Origin of the sequence: Paenibacillus camelliae, assembly GCF_023715345.1 — a bacterium.
Lineage (GTDB): Bacteria > Bacillota > Bacilli > Paenibacillales > Paenibacillaceae > Pristimantibacillus > Pristimantibacillus camelliae.
The window spans coordinates 154,185-173,403 of sequence record NZ_JAMBNY010000004.1 but is presented as its reverse complement, the minus strand read 5'-3'; the positions used below and the strand labels follow the sequence as shown (position 1 = coordinate 173,403).

Here is a 19,219-nt window from a genome sequence, read left to right as displayed (position 1 = left end):
TATTTTATTCTTCTTTATGAACCATCTTCCTCAAAGTATAGCGAACAGCTGCTTAATAAAGCAATGACAAACACTTCCTCAGGGCGCATAGTATTAACTTTTTGCGGGCTGTCTCACAATAAGCAGCAGTAAAATGGATATCAAAATCATGACGATAACCCAGCCAAGCGCAAGTGAGGTTTTTCCGCTATCTGCTGCGATATAAATCGCAGTAGCGATCGTCTGTGTCCGGCCCGGAATATTGCCCGCGAGCATTAGCGTTGCACCGAACTCACCGAGTGCCCGAGCAAAACCGAGCATATAACCGACAAGCAGCATGCGATAAATTAGCGGCATTGAGATGTAACGCAGCACCTGCCATTCGTTAGCTCCTTGTGATCTAGCGACGTCCTCCAGATCACGATCTATTCCATCGAAGCCAGCTTTTATCGTTTGATAAACGAGTGGAAAAGCAACGACCACTGCGCTAATAACACCTCCCCACCATGTAAACACAACAGAGAAGTCAAACACTTCATAAAGTAGCCGTCCTGCGAATCCCTGCTTCCCGAATGCATATAATAGTATAAAACCAACAACGGTGGGCGGCAGCACAAGCGGCAGCATAAACAATACATCAATCCATAGCTTCCCTCGAAATGACGATCTGCTCATCCATCTGGCAGCAACAAGCGCAAGAACGAAGACAATAACACTAGCAAGCAAAGTAATTTTTAAGGAAACAATGACAGGAGTAATAAAGGATTGCCAGCTAAATACTTCACTCATTGTGCAACCGTAAACCCATACTGCTTATAGATTGCTATCGCTTGCTCCTGCTGCAAGTAGTCATAAAATAACTGAGCAGCCTCTGGCGCTTTTGTCGTAGAAACAACGGCTAATGGATAAATGATCGGATCATACAGCGCTTCATCTACGGTTTGAATAATATTCACCTGGTTCGAAGACATTGCGTCTGTTTTATATACAAAGCCAAGATCAGCATTTCCTTGTTCAACATAGGCAAGCACTTGGCGCACATCCTTTCCAAATACAACATACTCTTTCCAAACAGACCATATTTGCTGGCTATCTAACGCCTGCCTCGCATACTGACCAGCAGGAACCGTGTCGGGCTCACCCATCGCTATAAAGGAAGGGTTAGTCTCTTGCAATAGCTGCTCCAGTGTGTCTGTCGTGAGCTGAAGCGTTGATCCTCCAACGACAACAAGCTCATTACTAAGCAATGGAACGACTTGCGTAACGAGCCCCTGATCAACTAGTGAAGTCATCTGCTTCTCGCCCGCTGATATAAAGAGATCGGCAGGTGCACCCTGTTCAATTTGTCGCTGCAATGTACCTGAGGAAGCATAATTCACTTCAATCTTAATATTGGAGTGCTCCTTATGAAATGAGGCGATGACCTGATCCATCACTTCACTCAAGCTTGCTGCTGCAGATAGAAGCAGCGTTGCTGAACCAGCTTCAGATGTACCGCTGTCGCTTGTAGAGGAGCAGCTTGTACAGACTAGGAGAAGTATTGCGACCGTGAGAAGGGATTTTATCATTCTATTCATAGCAAACCTCCTTGCTTCTCATGCTGCATTGCTATCACTAATAACATTCACAATAGCACGAAATTGGTCATAATGGTAGCTGTGTAGACACGGAAAAGCCGGGTATACTATAGGTTGCTTGCACTTTTTTCATATGCTACACTGTTTCCAACTCGGATGGAGGGATATTTATGAGTGAACAATTAGAGCAAGCCATTATTGTAGGCCTGCATATTAATGATCGACCACAGGCTGATTTTGATTACAGTATGGATGAACTAGCTTCTTTAGCTGAAGCTTGCCATATTAGTGTAGTAGATCGGCTGTCTCAAAAAGCGCAGCGTATTAATCCTTCCCATTACATAGGCACGGGAAAAATTGACGAGCTGCGTGCGATGGCAGAAGCCCATCAAGTAGAAACCATCATCTTTAATGATGAGCTGTCCCCTTCTCAAATCCGCAACCTAGAGGCAGAGCTTGATCGTAAGGTTATTGATCGTACGATCCTTATACTAGATATTTTCTCAGAGCGCGCACAAACGAGAGAGGCTCAGCTGCAGGTTGAGGTTGCACGACTTCAATATATGCTCCCTCGTCTTGTTGGCTTGCGTGCCTCCCTTAGCCGTCAAGGTGGTGCCGGTGGCGCAGGCTTGCGCAACAGAGGTGCAGGGGAAACGAAGCTGGAGCTGGATCGTCGTCGTATTGAAGAGCGGATCTCCATGCTGCAGCATGAGCTTGAGCGTCTCGTTGCAACAAGACAAACTCAGCGTTTGAAGCGCAAGAAGAATGAGGTTCCTGTTGTCTGTCTTGTAGGTTATACGAATACAGGGAAATCAAGCTTAATGAACGCCCTACTGCGTTATACTGACCCGGATACGACAAAGGAAGTTTTTGTGAAGAACATGCTGTTCGCTACGTTAGAAACGTCCGTACGCAATATTGAGCTGCCCGATAATAAAAGCTTCCTGCTCACCGATACCGTGGGATTTGTTAGCCAGCTGCCGCACCATCTTATTAAAGCGTTCCGATCTACGCTCGAAGAAGTGACTGAGGCTGATCTGCTCGTGCATGTCGTAGACTATTCGAACGAGGACTACGATAAGCTGATCGAGGTGACAAATCAAACGCTAGAGGACATAGGAACAACGGGCATCGACATGATCTACGCCTATAATAAATGTGATCTAACCGATACACCGTATCCTGCAGTAAATGGCAACTCAATCTACATGTCCGTGCGCGATGGCGCAGGATTAGAGGAGCTCATTCAGTCGATTCGAGCACAGCTATTCAGCAATTATGTAAAATGCAGCGTACTTATTCCATATGATCAGGGCGGTATCGTCTCTTATTTTAATGAGCATGGCCAAATTTTCTCCACAGAATATGAAGAAAACGGCACCCGACTTGAGATGGAATGCAGTCAGATTGATTTTGATCGCTACAAGGAGCACTTTATTGAGCATGCGTTAAGCTAGTCATGCATCCAATATGGACGGCATGACTTAGCACCAAGCATATCATTAACTCATTAACAGTCTGTTTAATAAGTCTCTATAACGAAATACAGCTGAGCTGGGCAGAAAGCTTCTTGTTATTCTGTCCAGCTTTTTTATTGCATCTAACACTCAATCAAACATGATCATTTTAATAGATTATAAGTTTGATCGTATATAGAAGATAATTAGATAAGCGATCTCTATCTCATTGTATTAGTTAGGTAGACATAAAAAACGACCACCATGTTGTGGTCGTTTCATCTCGTTTCAGCCCCTATACGAATACTACACCCATCTACGGATGACAATATCTATCCCGATTTCTGTCGGTATTCCTTCACCAACACATAGTGCTTCATTCAAGAAGGAAAGCGAAGGACTATCTGTAATAAGCTTGGGCGTCGTTCGAAAAGCATATGCAGCAGCATCATGATTATGAATATGACCGTTATTCTCCACATAAATTGTGCAGCTATTGCCGGTATGGTCCTTTCCCTTCAGCATATATCTTGCAGATAATGTATGCGTATCCTTGCCAATGATTTGTGTATCTACTCCGCCCTCAAGCACCTCTCCTTCAAAATACGGTCCTGTGACAGTCCCGCCAAAGGTAATCATCACTACAGAAAGCCCTTCTTCCTGCTTCAGCTCTATCGCTTTGTCAATTCTGACATGTACGGTAAATATATGCTCCAGCTTCAACCTTATCATCTCCAGTGTAATGTCTCTATCTATTGCTATGATTGCTGTTATATTTTATATATTAGACTAGCGTAAGCCTTCAATCATGGGACACAGGTTATTCAGCCTCTACTTCATGCTGGAAAGGCGGCTTTTCAAGCATTGGGCGATATAAATGTGCCGATAAAAATTTTTCGGTAACATCAAGCACCTGTGGATGCCACACTCCCATCCCATGCTCCCCGCCGACAACCTTATAAAAAAGCGCTTGTTGACCGTGCTCCTTGAGTGCTTTATACATCTCTACGCTTTGATTAATATGTACGATGCTGTCGCTGTCACCATGTACGATAAGAAACGGAGGCAGCTCCTTGTTCATATTTTGATAGATAGGACTCGCTTTTTTAGCAAGCTCGATATGTTCTTTTACTTTTTTGCCGCCAATGAATAATCCTTCTGGAGAATCCGCTGCATCATGATCAAGAATATCATTATACCGGCCTAGCGTTAGGAGGTCTGAGACACCATAATAGTCCACGACGGCGCTAACTTCATCCGAATAATCTTGGTACAGCCCATTATTATACTCGCCAATTGTAAGTCCAGTCATTAAGGATAGATGGCCTCCAGAGGAGTCTCCCCATACCGCTACTCGCTGCGGATCTACACCATATTGCTCTGCATGCTTTCGCATATAGCGAATCGCGCATTTCACATCCTCTAGCGCTGCCGGGAAAGGAGCGATATCTGTCTCTCTAATCTGGACACTTGCAATGACATATCCCTTTGCTGCAATATGACTAAGATTAGGTATGGCTGCGTACTTGTCCTGCTTTCTCCATGCTGAGCCTTGAATAAACACAACTAAAGGAAACTTTCTCCCCGCACAATGTGGCACAATGAGCTGAAGCGTTCTCTCTATCCCATCGTATTCAGCGTAGGTTATATTCGGGATGTAGCTGCTAGAATAATAGACCCCTCTCTCAGGATACTGACCGTAAATCAATTGTGTTCCTTCTGGCATCTCATTAGCTGCAATCGCTGCTGCTTTTTTATCCATAACAATCATTCCTTTCCTTAGTTGTTATTAGTAGTACTTCTGAATTACCCTTAAATATCCTCCCTTAGCACGCTATCATTGCACATACTCTCCTATGCTATAATAGATTCAATAGATAAGGGGGATTAGGATGACGCATATTTACTATGTTGAATGTAATCGGACACATGCTAGCGATTTCGTAATCGATGTTCCTGTAGGCTATCATTGGCTGCTCGTTATGACGAAAACACCTGCTGAGTTCTGGGTCGACGGTACTCTTCAACAATACCCCGCTCATAGCGCTATCCTTTATCGTCCGCAGCAAAAGGTTTATTATAAAGCTTGTGCTGACGAATTCACGAATGACTGGCTTCGCTTTGAAACGAAAGAGCCGTACATTACAGAAACGTCTCTCCCGCTCGGTGTACCATTTTCCTTAAACGATCCTATCTTCTGCCATAAGCTAATGGAGCTATTAACGATAGAACACAATTATGATAGAGACTACAAACGTTCCTCCATAGATTACTTGCTTCGATTATTGTTCAATAAGCTGCTCGAATCCAACATCCAAACTAAACTCACACCACAGTATTACAATCTATTACAGCTGCGTAACGCAATTCAAAACAATCCTAACGATTACTGGACGGTTCAAAAAATGGCGGAGCAGCTAATGATCAGCCCCGGCTACCTGCAAACGATGTATAAAAAAGCTTTCGGAGTAACCTGTATGGAGGATGTTATTGAAAGCCGTATTAGTCTAGCTAAGGAGCATTTAAGTCATAGTACGGATAGCGTTACAGAGATTGCTTTTCGATGCGGATATCAAAATGTCGAGCATTTCATTAGACAATTCAAAAAGGTGACCGGTGTTACGCCTAATCAATTTAGGAGCAGCTAGTATGCTGCCCCTAAATTGATTAGTTTATTGTTTGTTTCTCTTAAAATATTGCTGCACAAGAAACTGCATCATATCACTTGGCTGCTGCTCCAAAAACGTTGATTTATCCGCAAAAAGCATTCCGTATGGTGCATCTGACGTATAGGGTGCCCATGTCGGTAGCTGGTCACCCGTGCTATCCTCACCGTTCGGATCACCGCTACGAATAAAGTTCGCCCAGTAATTACACATCTGACGTGCTAGATCGTAATGCTTCCCGATAAATGGACGCCAGCACTTAGCAAGCGTTTCGAAGAAAAACCAAAGATCGACCGAATGGAATGTGCCCGGATTGTCCCAGCCCGGTATGTCGGCGTCAAAGTTATAATAGTACATAGGCGTATTCGCACCAGAATTGGTGTTTTCATGACCCAATACCCGTATCGCGTATTCAATGCTGCTCACCGCAGCCTTCTCCTTAGACAATGCAACATTAGCTGAATCAACCTGACATAGCTTTAAAAAGTTCTCAGCATCATCGCCGAACATTTCCTCAGCCATTTGTCGCAGCTCCTCAACACTGCTAACATTCGGAGCACTGAAGAATTCTGAGGAGGTATGTCCTAGCATTACCGGCACCATTAGGCGCTTATTCTCCATAAACAACTCAAATGGGTTGCCTACGCTGAACTTCTGATCCTCCACCGTCCCCCAAAAGCCTTTATAAGCGACCGCTTTGTCACGTAAATAAACGGCATCAAGCTCACGTGCCTCTGCAAGAGAGGACACACCTAAATATTCGAAAAAGGTAACGCCTTCCTGCTCAGCCTCTGCTAAGGTTCTTCTAAATCTAGGCATTCGATTCCCCGGATACAATGGTGTAAATACGCCGCTTTGAACAATCGCCTTCTGAAACAATCCCTCGTTCTGTGGCGAGGTTAGCTGGCTCATGACGCTTCCTCCACCAGCAGATTGTCCGCCAATCGTCATATTGTCAGGATCACCACCGAAAGCAGCTATATTGCGCTTCACCCATCTTGTGGCCGCCTGCTGGTCGAGATGTCCGAAGTTAGCTGGCGCTTCTGGTGCCTCTGCCGTAATGTCTGGGTGACTTAAAAAGCCAAATACATTTAGGCGATAATTGATCGTAACGACGACGATCCCTCGTCTAGCAATACGCTCTCCGTCAAACTCCATCTCGGCAGTATGACCAACCTGCAGTCCCCCGCCAAAGTACCATACAAATACGGGAAGCTTCTCAGAAGGGTCCTTCGCGGGTGTCCATACATTTAAGTAAAGGCAGTCCTCGCTCATGGCAATGTCCGGCTCAACTGCCCATTCTCGTGTGTAAATATTGTTATCATCTATCTCCTGTCTAACCTGCATAGAAACCGGAGCAAAGGCATACGCGTTATAAATGCCCTCCCAATCCTCAGCAGGCTGAGGCGCTCTCCAGCGATTCTCACCTGTTGGCGGTGCTGCAAACGGGACTCCTTTAAAGCTTGTAATGCGGGGATCAGCTGCTGGTAAGCCTTGCACTAAACCATTCTCAACTTTAACTAGCCTTAACATGACTAACGCTCCCTTCTACTACACATACTTGCTTAAACATGTCACAACACGGAAAACGCTTACACATCTCACTACTCTTTCAAGTTAGACTTTAATGGACACCCCTTATGATTACAATGATGCATTCTCATATAAAATTGATATATTCTATGGTCGTTGGTCTAACAAAATAATGGTGCGTTCATATATGGGACGAAATATGCGTAGACGTGATAGAACGTAAGGAGCTAGAATAGACGTCAGAGCTATAAGAGAACATATAAAGACCATCGTTAAGTCGCACAATAAAATAACGACCACCACTGCACTACAGGTCAATGGTTAGATGTGTCTAACCATTGGCGTGCAGTGCACAAAGGCAGTCGTTTTCTAGTAGAAGTCGAATTAGAATTGTAAAGCCGTACGTAGCTGTCAAACCTATTAATGCTTACGCTTATAGTAGGTAATGCCAAGCGCTAGCGCGAGCACCGCTCCCTTAACAATGTCCATTGCATAATACGGTACAGACAACATAATGAGACCATTCGATAGTATCCCGATCAATACAGCACCAACAAACGTACCGAATGCGTTCGGCTTACCAGAGCCTAACACGGAGTAGCCGATAAAGGCTGCAGCCACGGCATCCATCAAGTACGGAGCCCCCGCATTCACTTCAGCTGTCATAACACGTGCAGCTAGAACCATACCGCCAATTCCAGCAAACAATGCTGCTAGCACGTAAGCAATAAAACGATATTTTTTCACCGGAATCCCAGACAGCTTAGCCGCTTCAGCGTTACCACCAATCATATACATATAACGGCCGTGCTTCGTTTTCGTGAGCAATAGGTGAACAATCAGTACGGCAACGAGCATAATAATTATGATCCATGGTTGTTTTCCCAATTGTCCAAATACTGCTGGAATGGAGCCTGGAGCGTAATCACCGCTAGGCATAATCATATTTTTTGAGATGGTTGCACCACGTGTATACGTTAAGGCAACCCCTTGAATGACAAACATCGTAGCAAGCGTCATAAGCATATCTTGAATCTTAAAGCTCGTGACAAGAAAACCATTAATGACACCAACAAGCACGCACAGCACAACGACGACAAGGATGCTTACAAACATGTTTTGACTGTGCCACACAAACATAGATATAACGACTGCATTCGCTAATGAAGCGGTAGAGCCTACGGACAGGTCAAAGCCACCGACCGCTAAGGACAGCGTTAAACCAATCGCAATGATCGTTGTAATCGAGATGTAGCGAAAGATTCCGATAATACTTTCCTTCGTTAAAAAATTATCTGTAGCAAGGCCAAAAAATGCTATCAACAATACGATGGTAATTAATGTTCCGTACTTGTAAAGAAAATCAAACCAATTGATTCCTTTGCCGCTGACTTTTGCTGCCTTCATCCTGCTTGTCCTCCAGTACTATAAAACATAATTTCTTCCTCTGACGTTTGAGCAGTTACGAGCTCCTTCGCTACCTTCCCGTCATACATGACGTACATTCGATCGGTAATTCCGATCATTTCATCCATTTCACTTGAGGCGAAGATAACGCTTTTCCCTTGCTCAGCAAGCTCAGCGATCAGGTTGTAGATATCCCGCTTCGCTCCGACATCGACGCCTTTGGTCGGCTCATCAAAAATATACACCTCGGCATCAGCGAGCAGCCATTTGCCAATGGCGATCTTTTGCTGGTTACCGCCAGATAAGTTAGCGACGCGCGTTGTGTCATTAGGCGTCTTAATGCCTAGCTTACTAATCATCGATTGTGCAGCGAGTCTTTCCTTCGCTCGGCTAAGCCACGTCTTCGCTCTCGTATGTGGCGTAAGATTAGCAATCGTTAAATTCACACCAACCGTATCCTCAACAAATATTCCTTCACGGCGACGCTCCTCAGGAATCATTGCTATTCCGTGTGCAACCGCTTGATGCGGAGCTTTATAGCTGATCCGCTTGCTGTCTAACCGAATGTCACCTTGTGTTTTAGGTGCTGCTCCGAATAATATACGGCACAGCTCCGTTTTTCCTGCACCAACAAGACCAGCGATGCCCACTATCTCTCCCTTACGTACATGCATAGAAACGCCATGAACCTTATCACCGTCTGCTATGTTGTCCGCTTCGAAGGCAAGCTCGCCTGCATGGGAGGATCGTTCAGGGAATTGTGCTTCTAGCTGTGTGCCGAGCATATGCTGCGCAACCTGTGCTTGATCCATCGAATGAATAGGTGCGGAGATTACGTGCTGTCCATCACGTAGAATGGTAATGTCATCACAGATTTGAAACAGCTCTGGTAGACGGTGGGATATAAATATAATGCCGACTCCTTCTTGCTTCAAACGCTCAATTAATGCAAATAAACGAGACGTTTCACTATCGCTAAGTGGCGCGGTCGGCTCATCAAGGATAAGGAATTTACAATCCATTGTTAGCGACCGCGCGATCAGCACGAGCTGTTTTTCTGCTAGTGTTAGCTCCTGAACGAGCTTTCCTGTTGGCAGCTCCAACCCAACGCTTTTCATAATCTCTGCGGCTTCCTTGTGGATTTTTTTCCAGCTTACAACGCTTTTCCCCTTGTAGTCATGCACAAGCTTCTCCAGCATAATATTTTCTGCTACTGACAGATTTGGAATAAGCAGCATGTCTACCTCTTGATACACAATCTGTATCCCATAATCCTTGGCATCCTTGGGCTTACGGATTGGCAGCTGCTTCCCATCCAAGGTTATACTGCCAGTGTAATGGTCATACGCTCCAGCTAGCACCTTCATTAGCGTTGACTTACCCGCTCCATTTGCGCCTATTAATGCATGTGATGTACCTGACATCATCTGAAAGTTTACAGAAGACAATGCTTGTACACCAGGGAAGGCAATCGATATATCGTTCATTTCCAGCTTGACTTTTTCGTTAGGCTTCAACTGCTCCCACCACCTTCAACAGGATATAGAGCGCCTTCCTCATAGCTAGAATGAGAAGGGCGCTCTACGCATTGCTATATTGCTATTGTACGATGAAAAGCTCATTATTAATATTGATTATTAACGATTACTAGTATTTTGGTTCGTATACGCTGAACTCATATAAATGATGCAAGCATTACTTCTCGTTTGCTGCCTTAAGGTCCTTCATCCAATCCTCAAGGAATGCATCGCTAGTGCCCCAGCTTGGAATAATAGAGCTCAGCTCATCTTCCTTCACTGGCTCAGCTGCAGCTGCCAGATCGGCTTGTTTAATTAGGCTTGCTTCAAGATTATGCGTTGGAGGCGTCTCTTCTCCAGCAAGCTTCTTAGCAGCTAGACGTACATTGATTGCACCGATTAGCTTTGGATCAACAGCAGCTGTAGATACCCACGGGCTGTTCTCTGCTTGAATAGCTTCTAGATCCGCATTAGACACGTCAATACCATAGATTTTAACTTCTGTACGACCCGCTTCTACGAGTGCTCGGTAAGCACCAATCGCAAATGCATCCCATGTTGCAAAGATCGCATCCAGCTCACCCTTTGGATATCTAGCCAAAAGCATTGCTACCGCATCTTGCGTATCGACAGAAGTATTAGCGCTAGCTACTCCGAAACGTTCAAGCTCTACGATGCCAGGATTAGCAGACAATACTTCTTGATATACTTCGTTACGGCGTACCATGGCTGGGAAACCATCTACCCAAAGATAAAAAATGTTAGCCTCGCCGCCTGTTTCTTCAAGCAAATGATCAAGTGCAAGTGTAGCTAGTGAACGATCATCCTGAGAAGTCGTCGTCACACCTTCTACAGATTGCATCTCATCAAGTGAGTCAAACGTGACAACCTCAATGCCTTTATCTCTAATATTTTGAACAAGCTCTACTGCTGTTTGATCGTCACCGTGTGAAACAATGACCGCATCAGCATCTGAATTAGCTGCCTGCTCAAGTGCTTCATGGAACTTTAATGTATCGCCATTAGCAGAAAACGTATCGACTTGAAAACCAAGTGATTCTCCTTCTTTCTTCGCTCCTGCTAGAAATTGTGCTGTATGATCGTCGCCACCGATTTTACGGATGACTTTAATTTTAATATCTCCCTTTTCAACTAATGCAGCTGGAAGGTTTTCTACTTCAACTTTAGGCGTATTAGATGAAGATGAGCCGCCATTATTACTTCCACATGCAGTAACAACCAATACGGCTGCCAGTAATAACATTACTAATGAATACAACTTGCTAGATTTCATTTAACTCTCCCCTTTATGTCTGTTCCTAGTTATTCATTGCTTAAAGTCAATGAAGTAGTTAATACACAGTAATCCTATCGGATTTAGAATAAGGTGTCAACATATTTTTTTATAAAGATACTATTATACTAATTTTTATGCATAATCATACAAAAAAAGGGATTACCTATCGTAGCGCAATCCCTTTCCACTCATCTATGCTCTCTAATCCTGCCTGTCATTTTGAGCTTTAACTACTGATTACTATTTATTCTAGCTACCCGTATATTTACTTTCCATATACAACGAGTCTAGTTTTCTATTATGCATACAACGTTATACAACTTACCGATCCGGATGTGCTTGCTTTGCCTCGGCAAGCTTGCGTTCAAGCTCTGTGCGATATTGCTCTAGTTGTTCACTTGACCATCCAAGCTCAGCGGCCATCGCCTGAAGCACGGGCTCCTTCCAGGTCTCCACCTCATTAATGCGGAAAAACAGATCCCCAGTTCGTCGAATGAAATAATCATCTGGTTTAACCGTCATCTCGTACTGTAGCGAATATTTAAGCATGATCGCTTGTAGAGTAGACAGCTGGTACGCCTTGCCCCAAGCAATCGCGTCTTGCGCCATCGAATAGATCGTATCGATATTCGTACCGTAACGCTTGACTAGCACAGCAGCGTCCTCTCTGCTGATAGGCATCAGCGTAAGCTCTTCAATTTTAGTATCCATATAGGCTGCCATGTTGTGGGAGCCGCCGAATTCCCCACCGGAAATAGGAATGTTCCGCGTCGAAGTGTTCGACACCTGTAATGGACGACCCTCGCTTGCGAGAAGCTCCAGTGTTTTATTGACAACATTCTCTGCCATTTTACGATAGCCGGTCAGCTTGCCTCCTGCTATCGATATAAGCCCCGTATCCGAAACGAATATCTCGTCTCTGCGGGATATTTCAGACGGTGATTTGCCTTCCTCGTGAATAAGTGGGCGCAGTCCTGCCCAGCTAGATTCTATATCTTGATCCTGCAGCTGAAGACTCGGAAAGATGTTGTTCGCCGCAGCTAGTAAATAGCTGCGATCCTCTGCTGTTATCATTGGACTTGCCGCGTCACCTGTATAATTCGTATCTGTCGTTCCGAAATAGGTCTTCCCTTCACGTGGAATGGCAAAGGCCATACGCCCGTCAGGAATATCAAAATATATTGCCTGCCTTAGCGGAAAGCGAGACTGGTCGAATACAAGATGAACTCCCTTCGTTAGACGCAGCGTCTTTCCTTTCTTCGAGCCGTCCATCTCACGAATCGTATCCACCCAAGGGCCCGCTGCGTTAATCATTTTCTTAGCATATAGCTTATAGGTTTGATCGGTCGTAACATCACGCACCTGAACACCGACTAGCTTATGATTATCATCATACAGCAGCTGCTCAGCCTTTACATAGTTCACAGCAAGGGCGCCAAGCTCATACGCTTTCTTCATTACCTCGATCGTTAAGCGAGCATCATCCGTTCGATATTCCACATAGTAGCCGCCGCCTTTAAGACCTTCCTCCTTCAGCAAAGGCTCCTTAGCCCTCGTCTGCTGAGCAGTAAGCATCGCTCTGCGCTCATTTCGTTTTACACCTGCTAAAAAATCGTAGACTCGCAGACCGATGGATGTTGTAAAGGGGCCAAATGTACCTCCCTTATATAAAGGCAGCAGCATCCACTCTGGCGTTGTCACATGAGGTCCATTTTCGTATACGATGGCCCGTTCCTTCCCTACCTCAGCGACAACACCAATCTCCAATTGCTTCAAGTAACGCAGTCCACCGTGTACAAGCTTTGTAGAGCGGCTCGATGTGCCGCCTGCAAAATCCTGCATCTCGATTAAGCCTAGCTTTAGACCTCTTGCTGCGCCGTCAAGAGCTATACCTGCTCCAGTGATTCCCCCACCGATGACTAGCAGATCAAGCTGTTCACTAGCCATCCTCTCTAGCGTTTGCGTACGATGCAACACACTAAACTGCTCTTCCTCACGCTGTCTTCTCATGCTCTCATCTCCCTTAATTCGTGCAGATAAAACAAAAAAGAGAAACCTCGGAAGCCGTTCTGTACGAGCATAAAAGCTCATATGAACGGCATTCGCGGTTTCTCCATATCTCCAACCATTATTAACTTGTCGTCAGTATATCACAATTACTCACAAAATGCCATTGCCGCCTTCACAGCACGAAGCCAGCCCTTGAATAGCTGCTCTCGCTTTGCTTCTTCCATTTGCGGTATGAAAACACGTTCACTTTTACGCAGCGTAGTAAGCTCTTCCTTGCCACTCCAGTAGCCTACAGCAAGACCAGCCAAAAACGCTGCTCCAAGTCCAGTGGATTCACTTGCAGCTGGTCGTTCTACTACTACGCCTAAGATGTCACTTTGAAATTGCATCAGAAAATCATTGCGAATTGCACCGCCATCTACTGCCAGCTTCGATAGCTTAACGCCTGAATCCTCTTGCATGACCGCAAGCAGCTCACGAGATTGATAAGCTAGCGATTCTAGTACTGCTCGAATCAAGTGTGCCTTCGATGTCCCTCTTGTGATCCCAAACATCGCACCACGTACATCGCTGTTCCAATACGGTGTGCCCAGCCCTACAAAAGCAGGTACAACATAGACGCCTTCTGACGATTCTAAGCTAGCTGCAACCTCTGAGGTTTCTGCAGCATCCTCAATCAGGCGCAAGCCATCACGCAGCCATTGAATCGCCGCACCAGCTATAAATACACTTCCTTCCAGTGCATACTCTAGCTTACCATCAATCTCCCAGGCTATCGTTGTAAGCAGACCATGCTTAGACGCAATCGGCTTCTCACCCGTATTCATTAGCATAAAGCAGCCTGTTCCGTACGTGTTTTTCGTATCTCCGACATGATAAGCCTGCTGGCCAAACAGCGCCGCCTGCTGATCACCTGCTGCGCCAGCGATGGGAATCGGGTAGCCTACCACACCCTCATCAAGATAGCCATAGACTTCGGAGGAAGATTTCACCTCAGGCAGCATAGACGATGGGACTGTGAGCAATTGCAAAAGCTCCTCGTCCCATGCGCGAGTATAAATATTAAACATCAGAGTCCGAGATGCGTTCGATACGTCAGTAATATGCACCCGGCCGTTCGTCAGCTTCCAGATCAACCAGCTCTCCACTGTACCAAACAATAGCTTTCCTTGCTCAGCAAGCTCCCTCGCACCATCAACATGCTCAAGCACCCATCGAACCTTCGTGCCAGAAAAGTAAGGATCTATGACGAGTCCTGTCTTCTTGTTAAAGGTCTCTTCATGCCCTTCTGCTTTTAGCTGCTCACATAGCGCTGAGGTTTGACGTGATTGCCATACTAGACCATGATAGATTGGCTTCCCTGTCTCTTTGTTCCATATAATCGTCGTTTCCCGCTGATTCGTTATCCCGATCCCTTGTACGGCCTTCGCCTCAACGTTAGCTTTTTGTAACAGCTGTCGCACTACACGCAAGGTTGACTCCCATATGTACTCCGCATCAACCTCTACATGCCCAGGATGAGGATAAATTAATGGCAGTTCTTCCTGTACAATCTCAATAACTTCGCCTTGCTTATTAATCAATAATGCCCGTGTACTTGTTGTCCCTTGATCAATCGACATCATGAATGTTGCCATACGAACTCCTCCTTTACTCTCTATCATTTGCGATAGGTCCATAATTCCTTTCGAGAGGTCGTAATCGCTGCTGCTCCTGCATCTAATGCTTCCGTAATATGCTGATGCGTCTTAATCAAGCCTCCACCAATAACAGGGATGCCCGTCTGTCCCTTCACTTCCTGAATCATCTCCGGAATAATGCCTGGCAGCACCTCGATGTAATCAGGACTTGCCTTCTCAATCACACGATAGCTCCGCTCGATCGCATCACTATCAATTAAAAACATACGTTGAATGGCTATTAACCCTCTCTGCTTCGCTCGCATGACAACGCTTGCTCTTGTTGAGATAATACCTGCTGGACGAATCGATTGACATAGAAAATCAGCTGCATGCTCATCGTTTTTCAATCCGTCTATCAGATCAGCATGAAGAAAAACTTGCTTGTTATGTCCTTTGATCAAGTCAACGATCGCCTTTAACTGTCCGATGTGACCGCCAAGCAATACCATATAGTGATGAGAAGATTCTAGAACAGCCTCTACATCCTTCATCTTGCGAGCAGCTGGAAGTACAGCCTGATTAAGTTGGTTCATCGATCCCTCTCCTTACAGTGTGCTATTCATTGGCTAGTGCTTTGTTATAGAACATCGTTATGGCGATATTGTGAGAATTCATTGTGACAATCATAATGGTTTGTTCATCTGCACAAATGATAACGAAGCGAACAACAGTTACTTAAATGGGAATGTAAATGCTATCATTCGTTATTCGACAATATTATGAATGACTACGGCTTACTGCGTCAAGTACCAATACTAAAAGGCGATTATTGGTAACGAGCTCTGCTACATCGCTGTAGCTCTACTGGCCTGCGATAATGAAGCTGCAAAAAAGGCCTATCCGACAGCGTTGAATTAGCCGTGGATAAGCCTCTTTAAATGGAAGCAGTTGTTGATATCGTAATTGAATCGTTATTGCTGCAAGATATTATTATGCATAAATACGGTAGTTACCGCTTAATGCAAGGATCGCAAAAATATAAAGGCAATTGTCATAGTAGCGGCGATCACCTGTACGTGGCGGTGTATTCCATAATAATTCAACAGCTGCTTTTGCCAATTGCTCATCGCTAGCTGCTAATGCTGCTTGAGCATTGGTCGCCAATAATCCTACAGGGTGAAGCGACTTTTCTTCGAAAGGCTTCCCTTCGATGGTATAGCGGCGATAATCATCCGGCTCTTTGTCTGCAAAAAATGCAAGAATCCGATTAGCAATATCCTGCTGACGAGCATCAACGCCGAACCATGCATAATCTAAGCCGATATTAGCAGCAACACGATACGCATCACTGAAGAAATAACCAAAGCCGCGAATATGATTCGGAGTACCGTCATAATGTGCGTATTCAGGAGCAAGTCCTGTAACCGGGTGACAGCTTATATTAATATAATCTCTACTTGCTTGCGCAGCTTCCTTCCAGAAGGTACGATCCTCTTCATGTGCCCACAGCGCAAACAACTCATAGAAGTTGGGCAGGTGATACGACGGATCTGAGAATTCCACCTCTGGTACAAACTTAATCAGCTTGTTTTCTGGATTCCACATTGGAAAGCCCGGTGGCTGCTGATGAAGACAAGTACGAAGTAAGTCCTTCGCTTGCTCGCTATAATTGTAAGGTGCCTCACGATCTCCCCAGCGCTTGCTAGCGAAAAATAGCGCCATCGCGAAAAACTCTTCACCATCTGGTGCTGGCCCTTGAGCATTACGCGTCCCATCAGGCTGGCAGGACCATGCAAAGTAGCCTTTGTGAATGCCCTCAGTCATGTACATGAAGCTGTATGTCCAGTTCCACAGCTTATCGAAAATATCCTGACGGTCATATTGAACGGCCATCATCATTCCATAAGACATGCCTTCAGAGCGAACATCATGGTTACCTGTATCTAGCAAATAGCCTTTGTCCTCGTCCAGCTCATAGTAAATTTTCGTTGTCTCGTCATCGCCAAACAACGCATCCCATGTGTGCTGAAGCTTTGCGGCAATATCTGCTTCACTGTAACCGTATTCAGCAAACAGATTGCGATATTGTCCCGTATAGTAAGCACCTTGCTTTACTGCATTCGTCATCTGCCATCATCCATTTCTATTTATTTTAGTTGTAAAATAGCTTGAATGTAGACCATTATAAAGCAATTCGAGCATCATTCGAACGTGTCAAAGTATAGATGTTACTGTGTAAATTTAACCTTTTACGCCACCGACCATCATACCTTTAACAAAGTATTTCTGTAGGAATGGATAAACCATAATAATTGGCACAGATGCGACGATCGTCATCGTTGCCCGAACAGCAGTAGGTGTTACCTGACCTTGGTTTTGCATCGCCCCCGCGAACGCATCTCCTGCTGTCTTCTGTGTCATTGAAGCATTAGAGTTTTGCAGAATCTTTTGCAGCTCATATTGCAGCGTACTTAGTTCAATCGTAGAGGAGTTGTATAAGAACACGTCAAACCATGAGTTCCATTGAAACACACCACTGAACAGCGCAACGGTTGCAAGCACGGGCACACATAACGGCAGCACGATGCTGAAGAACGTACGATAGTCACCAGCTCCATCGATTCTAGCTGATTCCAGAATGCTTTCCGGAAGTCCGTCAATAAAGGAGCGAATAATAATAAGGTTGAATACCCCGATAATACCTGGCAATATATATACCCAAAACGAATCTAGTAAGTTAAGGTCACGAATTAATAGGAAGTTAGGAATCAATCCACCGTTAATATACATTGTCAAAATAAACGCAACTGTTACGAACTTGCGCAGAACAAAATCCTGTCTGCTGATCGCATACGCTACCATAGCAGAACAAAAAACGGTTACTACTGTACCAATTACTGTTCTTAGGATAGAAATGACGGTTGCGTTATAAATGCTTTTTTCTGAGAGGACATAACGATAATTGTCCAATGACCATTCTCTTGGCCATAGATAAATGCCACCACGAATAGAATCCTTCGCATCATTAAATGAAATGGCTAGTGTATTTAAGAATGGATAGAGCGTTACAATCATTAATAATGTCAACAAAGCATAGTTTACGTAATCAAATATTTTATCGCTTGTCGAAAAATTTGTACGCATCATCTCACCTGCTTTCTAGTAAAGTCTCGCTTCGCCTAAGCGCTTCGCGATATTATTGGCTGCAAACAGCAGAATGAAGCTGACAACTGTTTTAAACATCCCTGCAGCTATCGATAAAGAGAAGTTACCTTGTGCTATCCCGTATTTCAACACAAAGATATCTATATTCTCTGAATAGTCTACGTTCATACCGTTTCCTAATAGGTACTGCGGCTCAAAGCCAGATTCTAGAAGATAACCAATATTCATAATAAGCAGGACAACGATTACGGACTTAATTCCTGGCAACGTAATGTGCCACATTCGTTGTATTCGACCTGCACCATCGATCTCTGCGGCTTCATACTGTGCCGGATCGATCATTGTCATGGCAGCTAAATATACAATTGTATTCCAACCTACATCCTTCCAGACATGTGCAGCTCCGAATATCCCCCAGAAGTACTCACCAATACCAAGGAATAATATATCTTCTTTAATTAATCCAAATCGCAATAACAGTTCATTAATAATGCCATCTGGCGATAGCGTCTGCTGTACAATCCCTGCTGCGACAACCCAAGAAATAAAGTGAGGCAAATAACTTATCGTTTGTACTACCCGTTTAAACACAACAACGCGAACTTCATTTAATAAAAGTGCTAATGCAATGGCTGTGACGAAACCTAGTACTAGATTAATTCCACTCATTGCTAATGTATTGCGCAATACTCTTAAAAACCGCTCGTCCTCAAACAAAAACGCAAAGTGCTGAAAGCCAACCCATTCCTGTTCCGCAAAACTTTTACTTGGTCTATAGTTTTGAAAAGCAATGGTCCAACCCCATATTGGTAAATACTTAAATATAAAAAGCCATATTAAAAATGGAATCGTCATTACTAAAAGTGCATGTTGTTTTCCGCATTGCTTCAAAAATTGCAAAAACTTATTTGGCGACTTTTTCGGATAATGAACAGTTTCAGCTACCTCCACTTTTTCCATTGTGAATTCTCCTCTCTCACGTCAAGCAA

Annotated in this window: 16 protein-coding genes; 2 read left to right on the top strand and 14 right to left on the bottom strand. The window is 44.5% G+C overall.

Annotation, left to right across the window (positions count from 1 at the left end; translation table 11 throughout):
- Positions 1–93: 93 nt before the first annotated feature.
- On the bottom strand, positions 94–768 hold the full coding sequence (gene modB / locus M3180_RS10375; protein ID WP_251667356.1) for a molybdate ABC transporter permease subunit: 675 nt from the start codon (positions 766–768) through the stop codon (positions 94–96).
- A complete protein-coding gene (gene modA, locus M3180_RS10370; protein WP_251667354.1) occupies positions 765–1,556 on the bottom strand; it encodes a molybdate ABC transporter substrate-binding protein in 792 nt (263 codons plus the stop codon). The genes modB and modA overlap by 4 nt, the downstream gene beginning before the upstream one ends.
- Before the next feature lie 170 nt (positions 1,557–1,726).
- On the opposite strand from modA, the gene hflX reads away from it, so the two are divergent.
- Positions 1,727–3,013, top strand: coding sequence for a GTPase HflX (gene hflX, locus M3180_RS10365; RefSeq protein ID WP_251667353.1), 1,287 nt, complete (start codon positions 1,727–1,729; stop codon positions 3,011–3,013).
- A gap of 306 nt (positions 3,014–3,319) precedes the next feature.
- On the opposite strand, the gene M3180_RS10360 is transcribed toward hflX, so the two are convergent.
- Positions 3,320–3,745 carry a DUF3237 domain-containing protein gene (locus tag M3180_RS10360; protein ID WP_251667351.1) on the bottom strand — a complete coding sequence of 142 codons (426 nt, stop codon included), beginning with the start codon at positions 3,743–3,745 and terminating at the stop codon, positions 3,320–3,322.
- An 88-nt stretch (positions 3,746–3,833) separates the two neighbouring features.
- Positions 3,834–4,775: an alpha/beta hydrolase gene (locus M3180_RS10355; RefSeq protein ID WP_251667349.1), complete on the bottom strand. Its 942-nt coding sequence runs from the start codon at positions 4,773–4,775 to the stop codon at positions 3,834–3,836.
- Positions 4,776–4,905: 130 nt separating this feature from the next.
- Between M3180_RS10355 and M3180_RS10350 the strand changes: the two genes are divergently transcribed.
- On the top strand, positions 4,906–5,661 hold the full coding sequence (locus tag M3180_RS10350; protein WP_251667348.1) for a helix-turn-helix transcriptional regulator: 756 nt from the start codon (positions 4,906–4,908) through the stop codon (positions 5,659–5,661).
- A 24-nt stretch (positions 5,662–5,685) separates the two neighbouring features.
- Here the strand turns inward: M3180_RS10350 and M3180_RS10345 are convergent, their stop codons facing one another.
- The 10 genes from M3180_RS10345 to M3180_RS10300 all read right to left on the bottom strand — a co-directional run bounded on the left by M3180_RS10345 (position 5,686) and on the right by M3180_RS10300 (position 19,190).
- Positions 5,686–7,212: a carboxylesterase/lipase family protein gene (locus M3180_RS10345; protein ID WP_251667346.1), complete on the bottom strand. Its 1,527-nt coding sequence runs from the start codon at positions 7,210–7,212 to the stop codon at positions 5,686–5,688.
- 420 nt (positions 7,213–7,632) lie between these two features.
- Entirely contained in the window at positions 7,633–8,619 is a 987-nt protein-coding gene (locus tag M3180_RS10340; RefSeq protein WP_251667344.1) for an ABC transporter permease, read from the bottom strand.
- Positions 8,616–10,136 (bottom strand): sugar ABC transporter ATP-binding protein, encoded by a 1,521-nt coding sequence (locus M3180_RS10335; protein ID WP_349774477.1) that lies wholly within the window; start codon positions 10,134–10,136, stop codon positions 8,616–8,618. Before M3180_RS10335 ends, M3180_RS10340 begins: the two co-directional genes overlap by 4 nt.
- A gap of 178 nt (positions 10,137–10,314) precedes the next feature.
- Positions 10,315–11,430, bottom strand: coding sequence for a sugar ABC transporter substrate-binding protein (locus M3180_RS10330; protein ID WP_251667343.1), 1,116 nt, complete (start codon positions 11,428–11,430; stop codon positions 10,315–10,317).
- 324 nt (positions 11,431–11,754) lie between these two features.
- Positions 11,755–13,443 carry a glycerol-3-phosphate dehydrogenase/oxidase gene (locus tag M3180_RS10325; protein WP_285855683.1) on the bottom strand — a complete coding sequence of 563 codons (1,689 nt, stop codon included), beginning with the start codon at positions 13,441–13,443 and terminating at the stop codon, positions 11,755–11,757.
- Positions 13,444–13,589: 146 nt separating this feature from the next.
- Positions 13,590–15,080, bottom strand: coding sequence for a glycerol kinase GlpK (gene glpK / locus M3180_RS10320; protein ID WP_251667342.1), 1,491 nt, complete (start codon positions 15,078–15,080; stop codon positions 13,590–13,592).
- A gap of 23 nt (positions 15,081–15,103) precedes the next feature.
- A complete protein-coding gene (locus M3180_RS10315) occupies positions 15,104–15,658 on the bottom strand; it encodes a glycerol-3-phosphate responsive antiterminator (RefSeq protein WP_251667341.1) in 555 nt (184 codons plus the stop codon).
- A gap of 397 nt (positions 15,659–16,055) precedes the next feature.
- The gene (locus tag M3180_RS10310) at positions 16,056–17,192 is read right to left on the bottom strand and encodes a family 8 glycosyl hydrolase (RefSeq protein WP_251667340.1); all 1,137 of its coding nucleotides are present in this window, start codon (positions 17,190–17,192) and stop codon (positions 16,056–16,058) included.
- 114 nt (positions 17,193–17,306) lie between these two features.
- Entirely contained in the window at positions 17,307–18,212 is a 906-nt protein-coding gene (locus M3180_RS10305; protein ID WP_251667339.1) for a carbohydrate ABC transporter permease, read from the bottom strand.
- A 12-nt stretch (positions 18,213–18,224) separates the two neighbouring features.
- On the bottom strand, positions 18,225–19,190 hold the full coding sequence (locus M3180_RS10300; RefSeq protein WP_251667337.1) for an ABC transporter permease: 966 nt from the start codon (positions 19,188–19,190) through the stop codon (positions 18,225–18,227).
- Between the last annotated feature and the right edge of the window lie 29 nt (positions 19,191–19,219).

Bases quoted from the DNA above. Each gene is read 5' to 3' on its own strand.
- modB (WP_251667356.1), bottom strand. From the start codon at position 768: ATGAGTGAAGTATTTAGCTGGCAATCCTTTATTACTCCTGTCATTGTT.
- modA (WP_251667354.1), bottom strand. From the start codon at position 1,556: ATGAATAGAATGATAAAATCCCTTCTCACGGTCGCAATACTTCTCCTA.
- hflX (WP_251667353.1), top strand. From the start codon at position 1,727: ATGAGTGAACAATTAGAGCAAGCCATTATTGTAGGCCTGCATATTAAT.
- M3180_RS10360 (WP_251667351.1), bottom strand. From the start codon at position 3,745: ATGATAAGGTTGAAGCTGGAGCATATATTTACCGTACATGTCAGAATT.
- M3180_RS10355 (WP_251667349.1), bottom strand. From the start codon at position 4,775: ATGGATAAAAAAGCAGCAGCGATTGCAGCTAATGAGATGCCAGAAGGA.
- M3180_RS10350 (WP_251667348.1), top strand. From the start codon at position 4,906: ATGACGCATATTTACTATGTTGAATGTAATCGGACACATGCTAGCGAT.
- M3180_RS10345 (WP_251667346.1), bottom strand. From the start codon at position 7,212: ATGTTAAGGCTAGTTAAAGTTGAGAATGGTTTAGTGCAAGGCTTACCA.
- M3180_RS10340 (WP_251667344.1), bottom strand. From the start codon at position 8,619: ATGAAGGCAGCAAAAGTCAGCGGCAAAGGAATCAATTGGTTTGATTTT.
- M3180_RS10330 (WP_251667343.1), bottom strand. From the start codon at position 11,430: ATGAAATCTAGCAAGTTGTATTCATTAGTAATGTTATTACTGGCAGCC.
- M3180_RS10325 (WP_285855683.1), bottom strand. From the start codon at position 13,443: ATGAGAAGACAGCGTGAGGAAGAGCAGTTTAGTGTGTTGCATCGTACG.
- glpK (WP_251667342.1), bottom strand. From the start codon at position 15,080: ATGGCAACATTCATGATGTCGATTGATCAAGGGACAACAAGTACACGG.
- M3180_RS10315 (WP_251667341.1), bottom strand. From the start codon at position 15,658: ATGAACCAACTTAATCAGGCTGTACTTCCAGCTGCTCGCAAGATGAAG.
- M3180_RS10310 (WP_251667340.1), bottom strand. From the start codon at position 17,192: ATGACGAATGCAGTAAAGCAAGGTGCTTACTATACGGGACAATATCGC.
- M3180_RS10305 (WP_251667339.1), bottom strand. From the start codon at position 18,212: ATGATGCGTACAAATTTTTCGACAAGCGATAAAATATTTGATTACGTA.
- M3180_RS10300 (WP_251667337.1), bottom strand. From the start codon at position 19,190: ATGGAAAAAGTGGAGGTAGCTGAAACTGTTCATTATCCGAAAAAGTCG.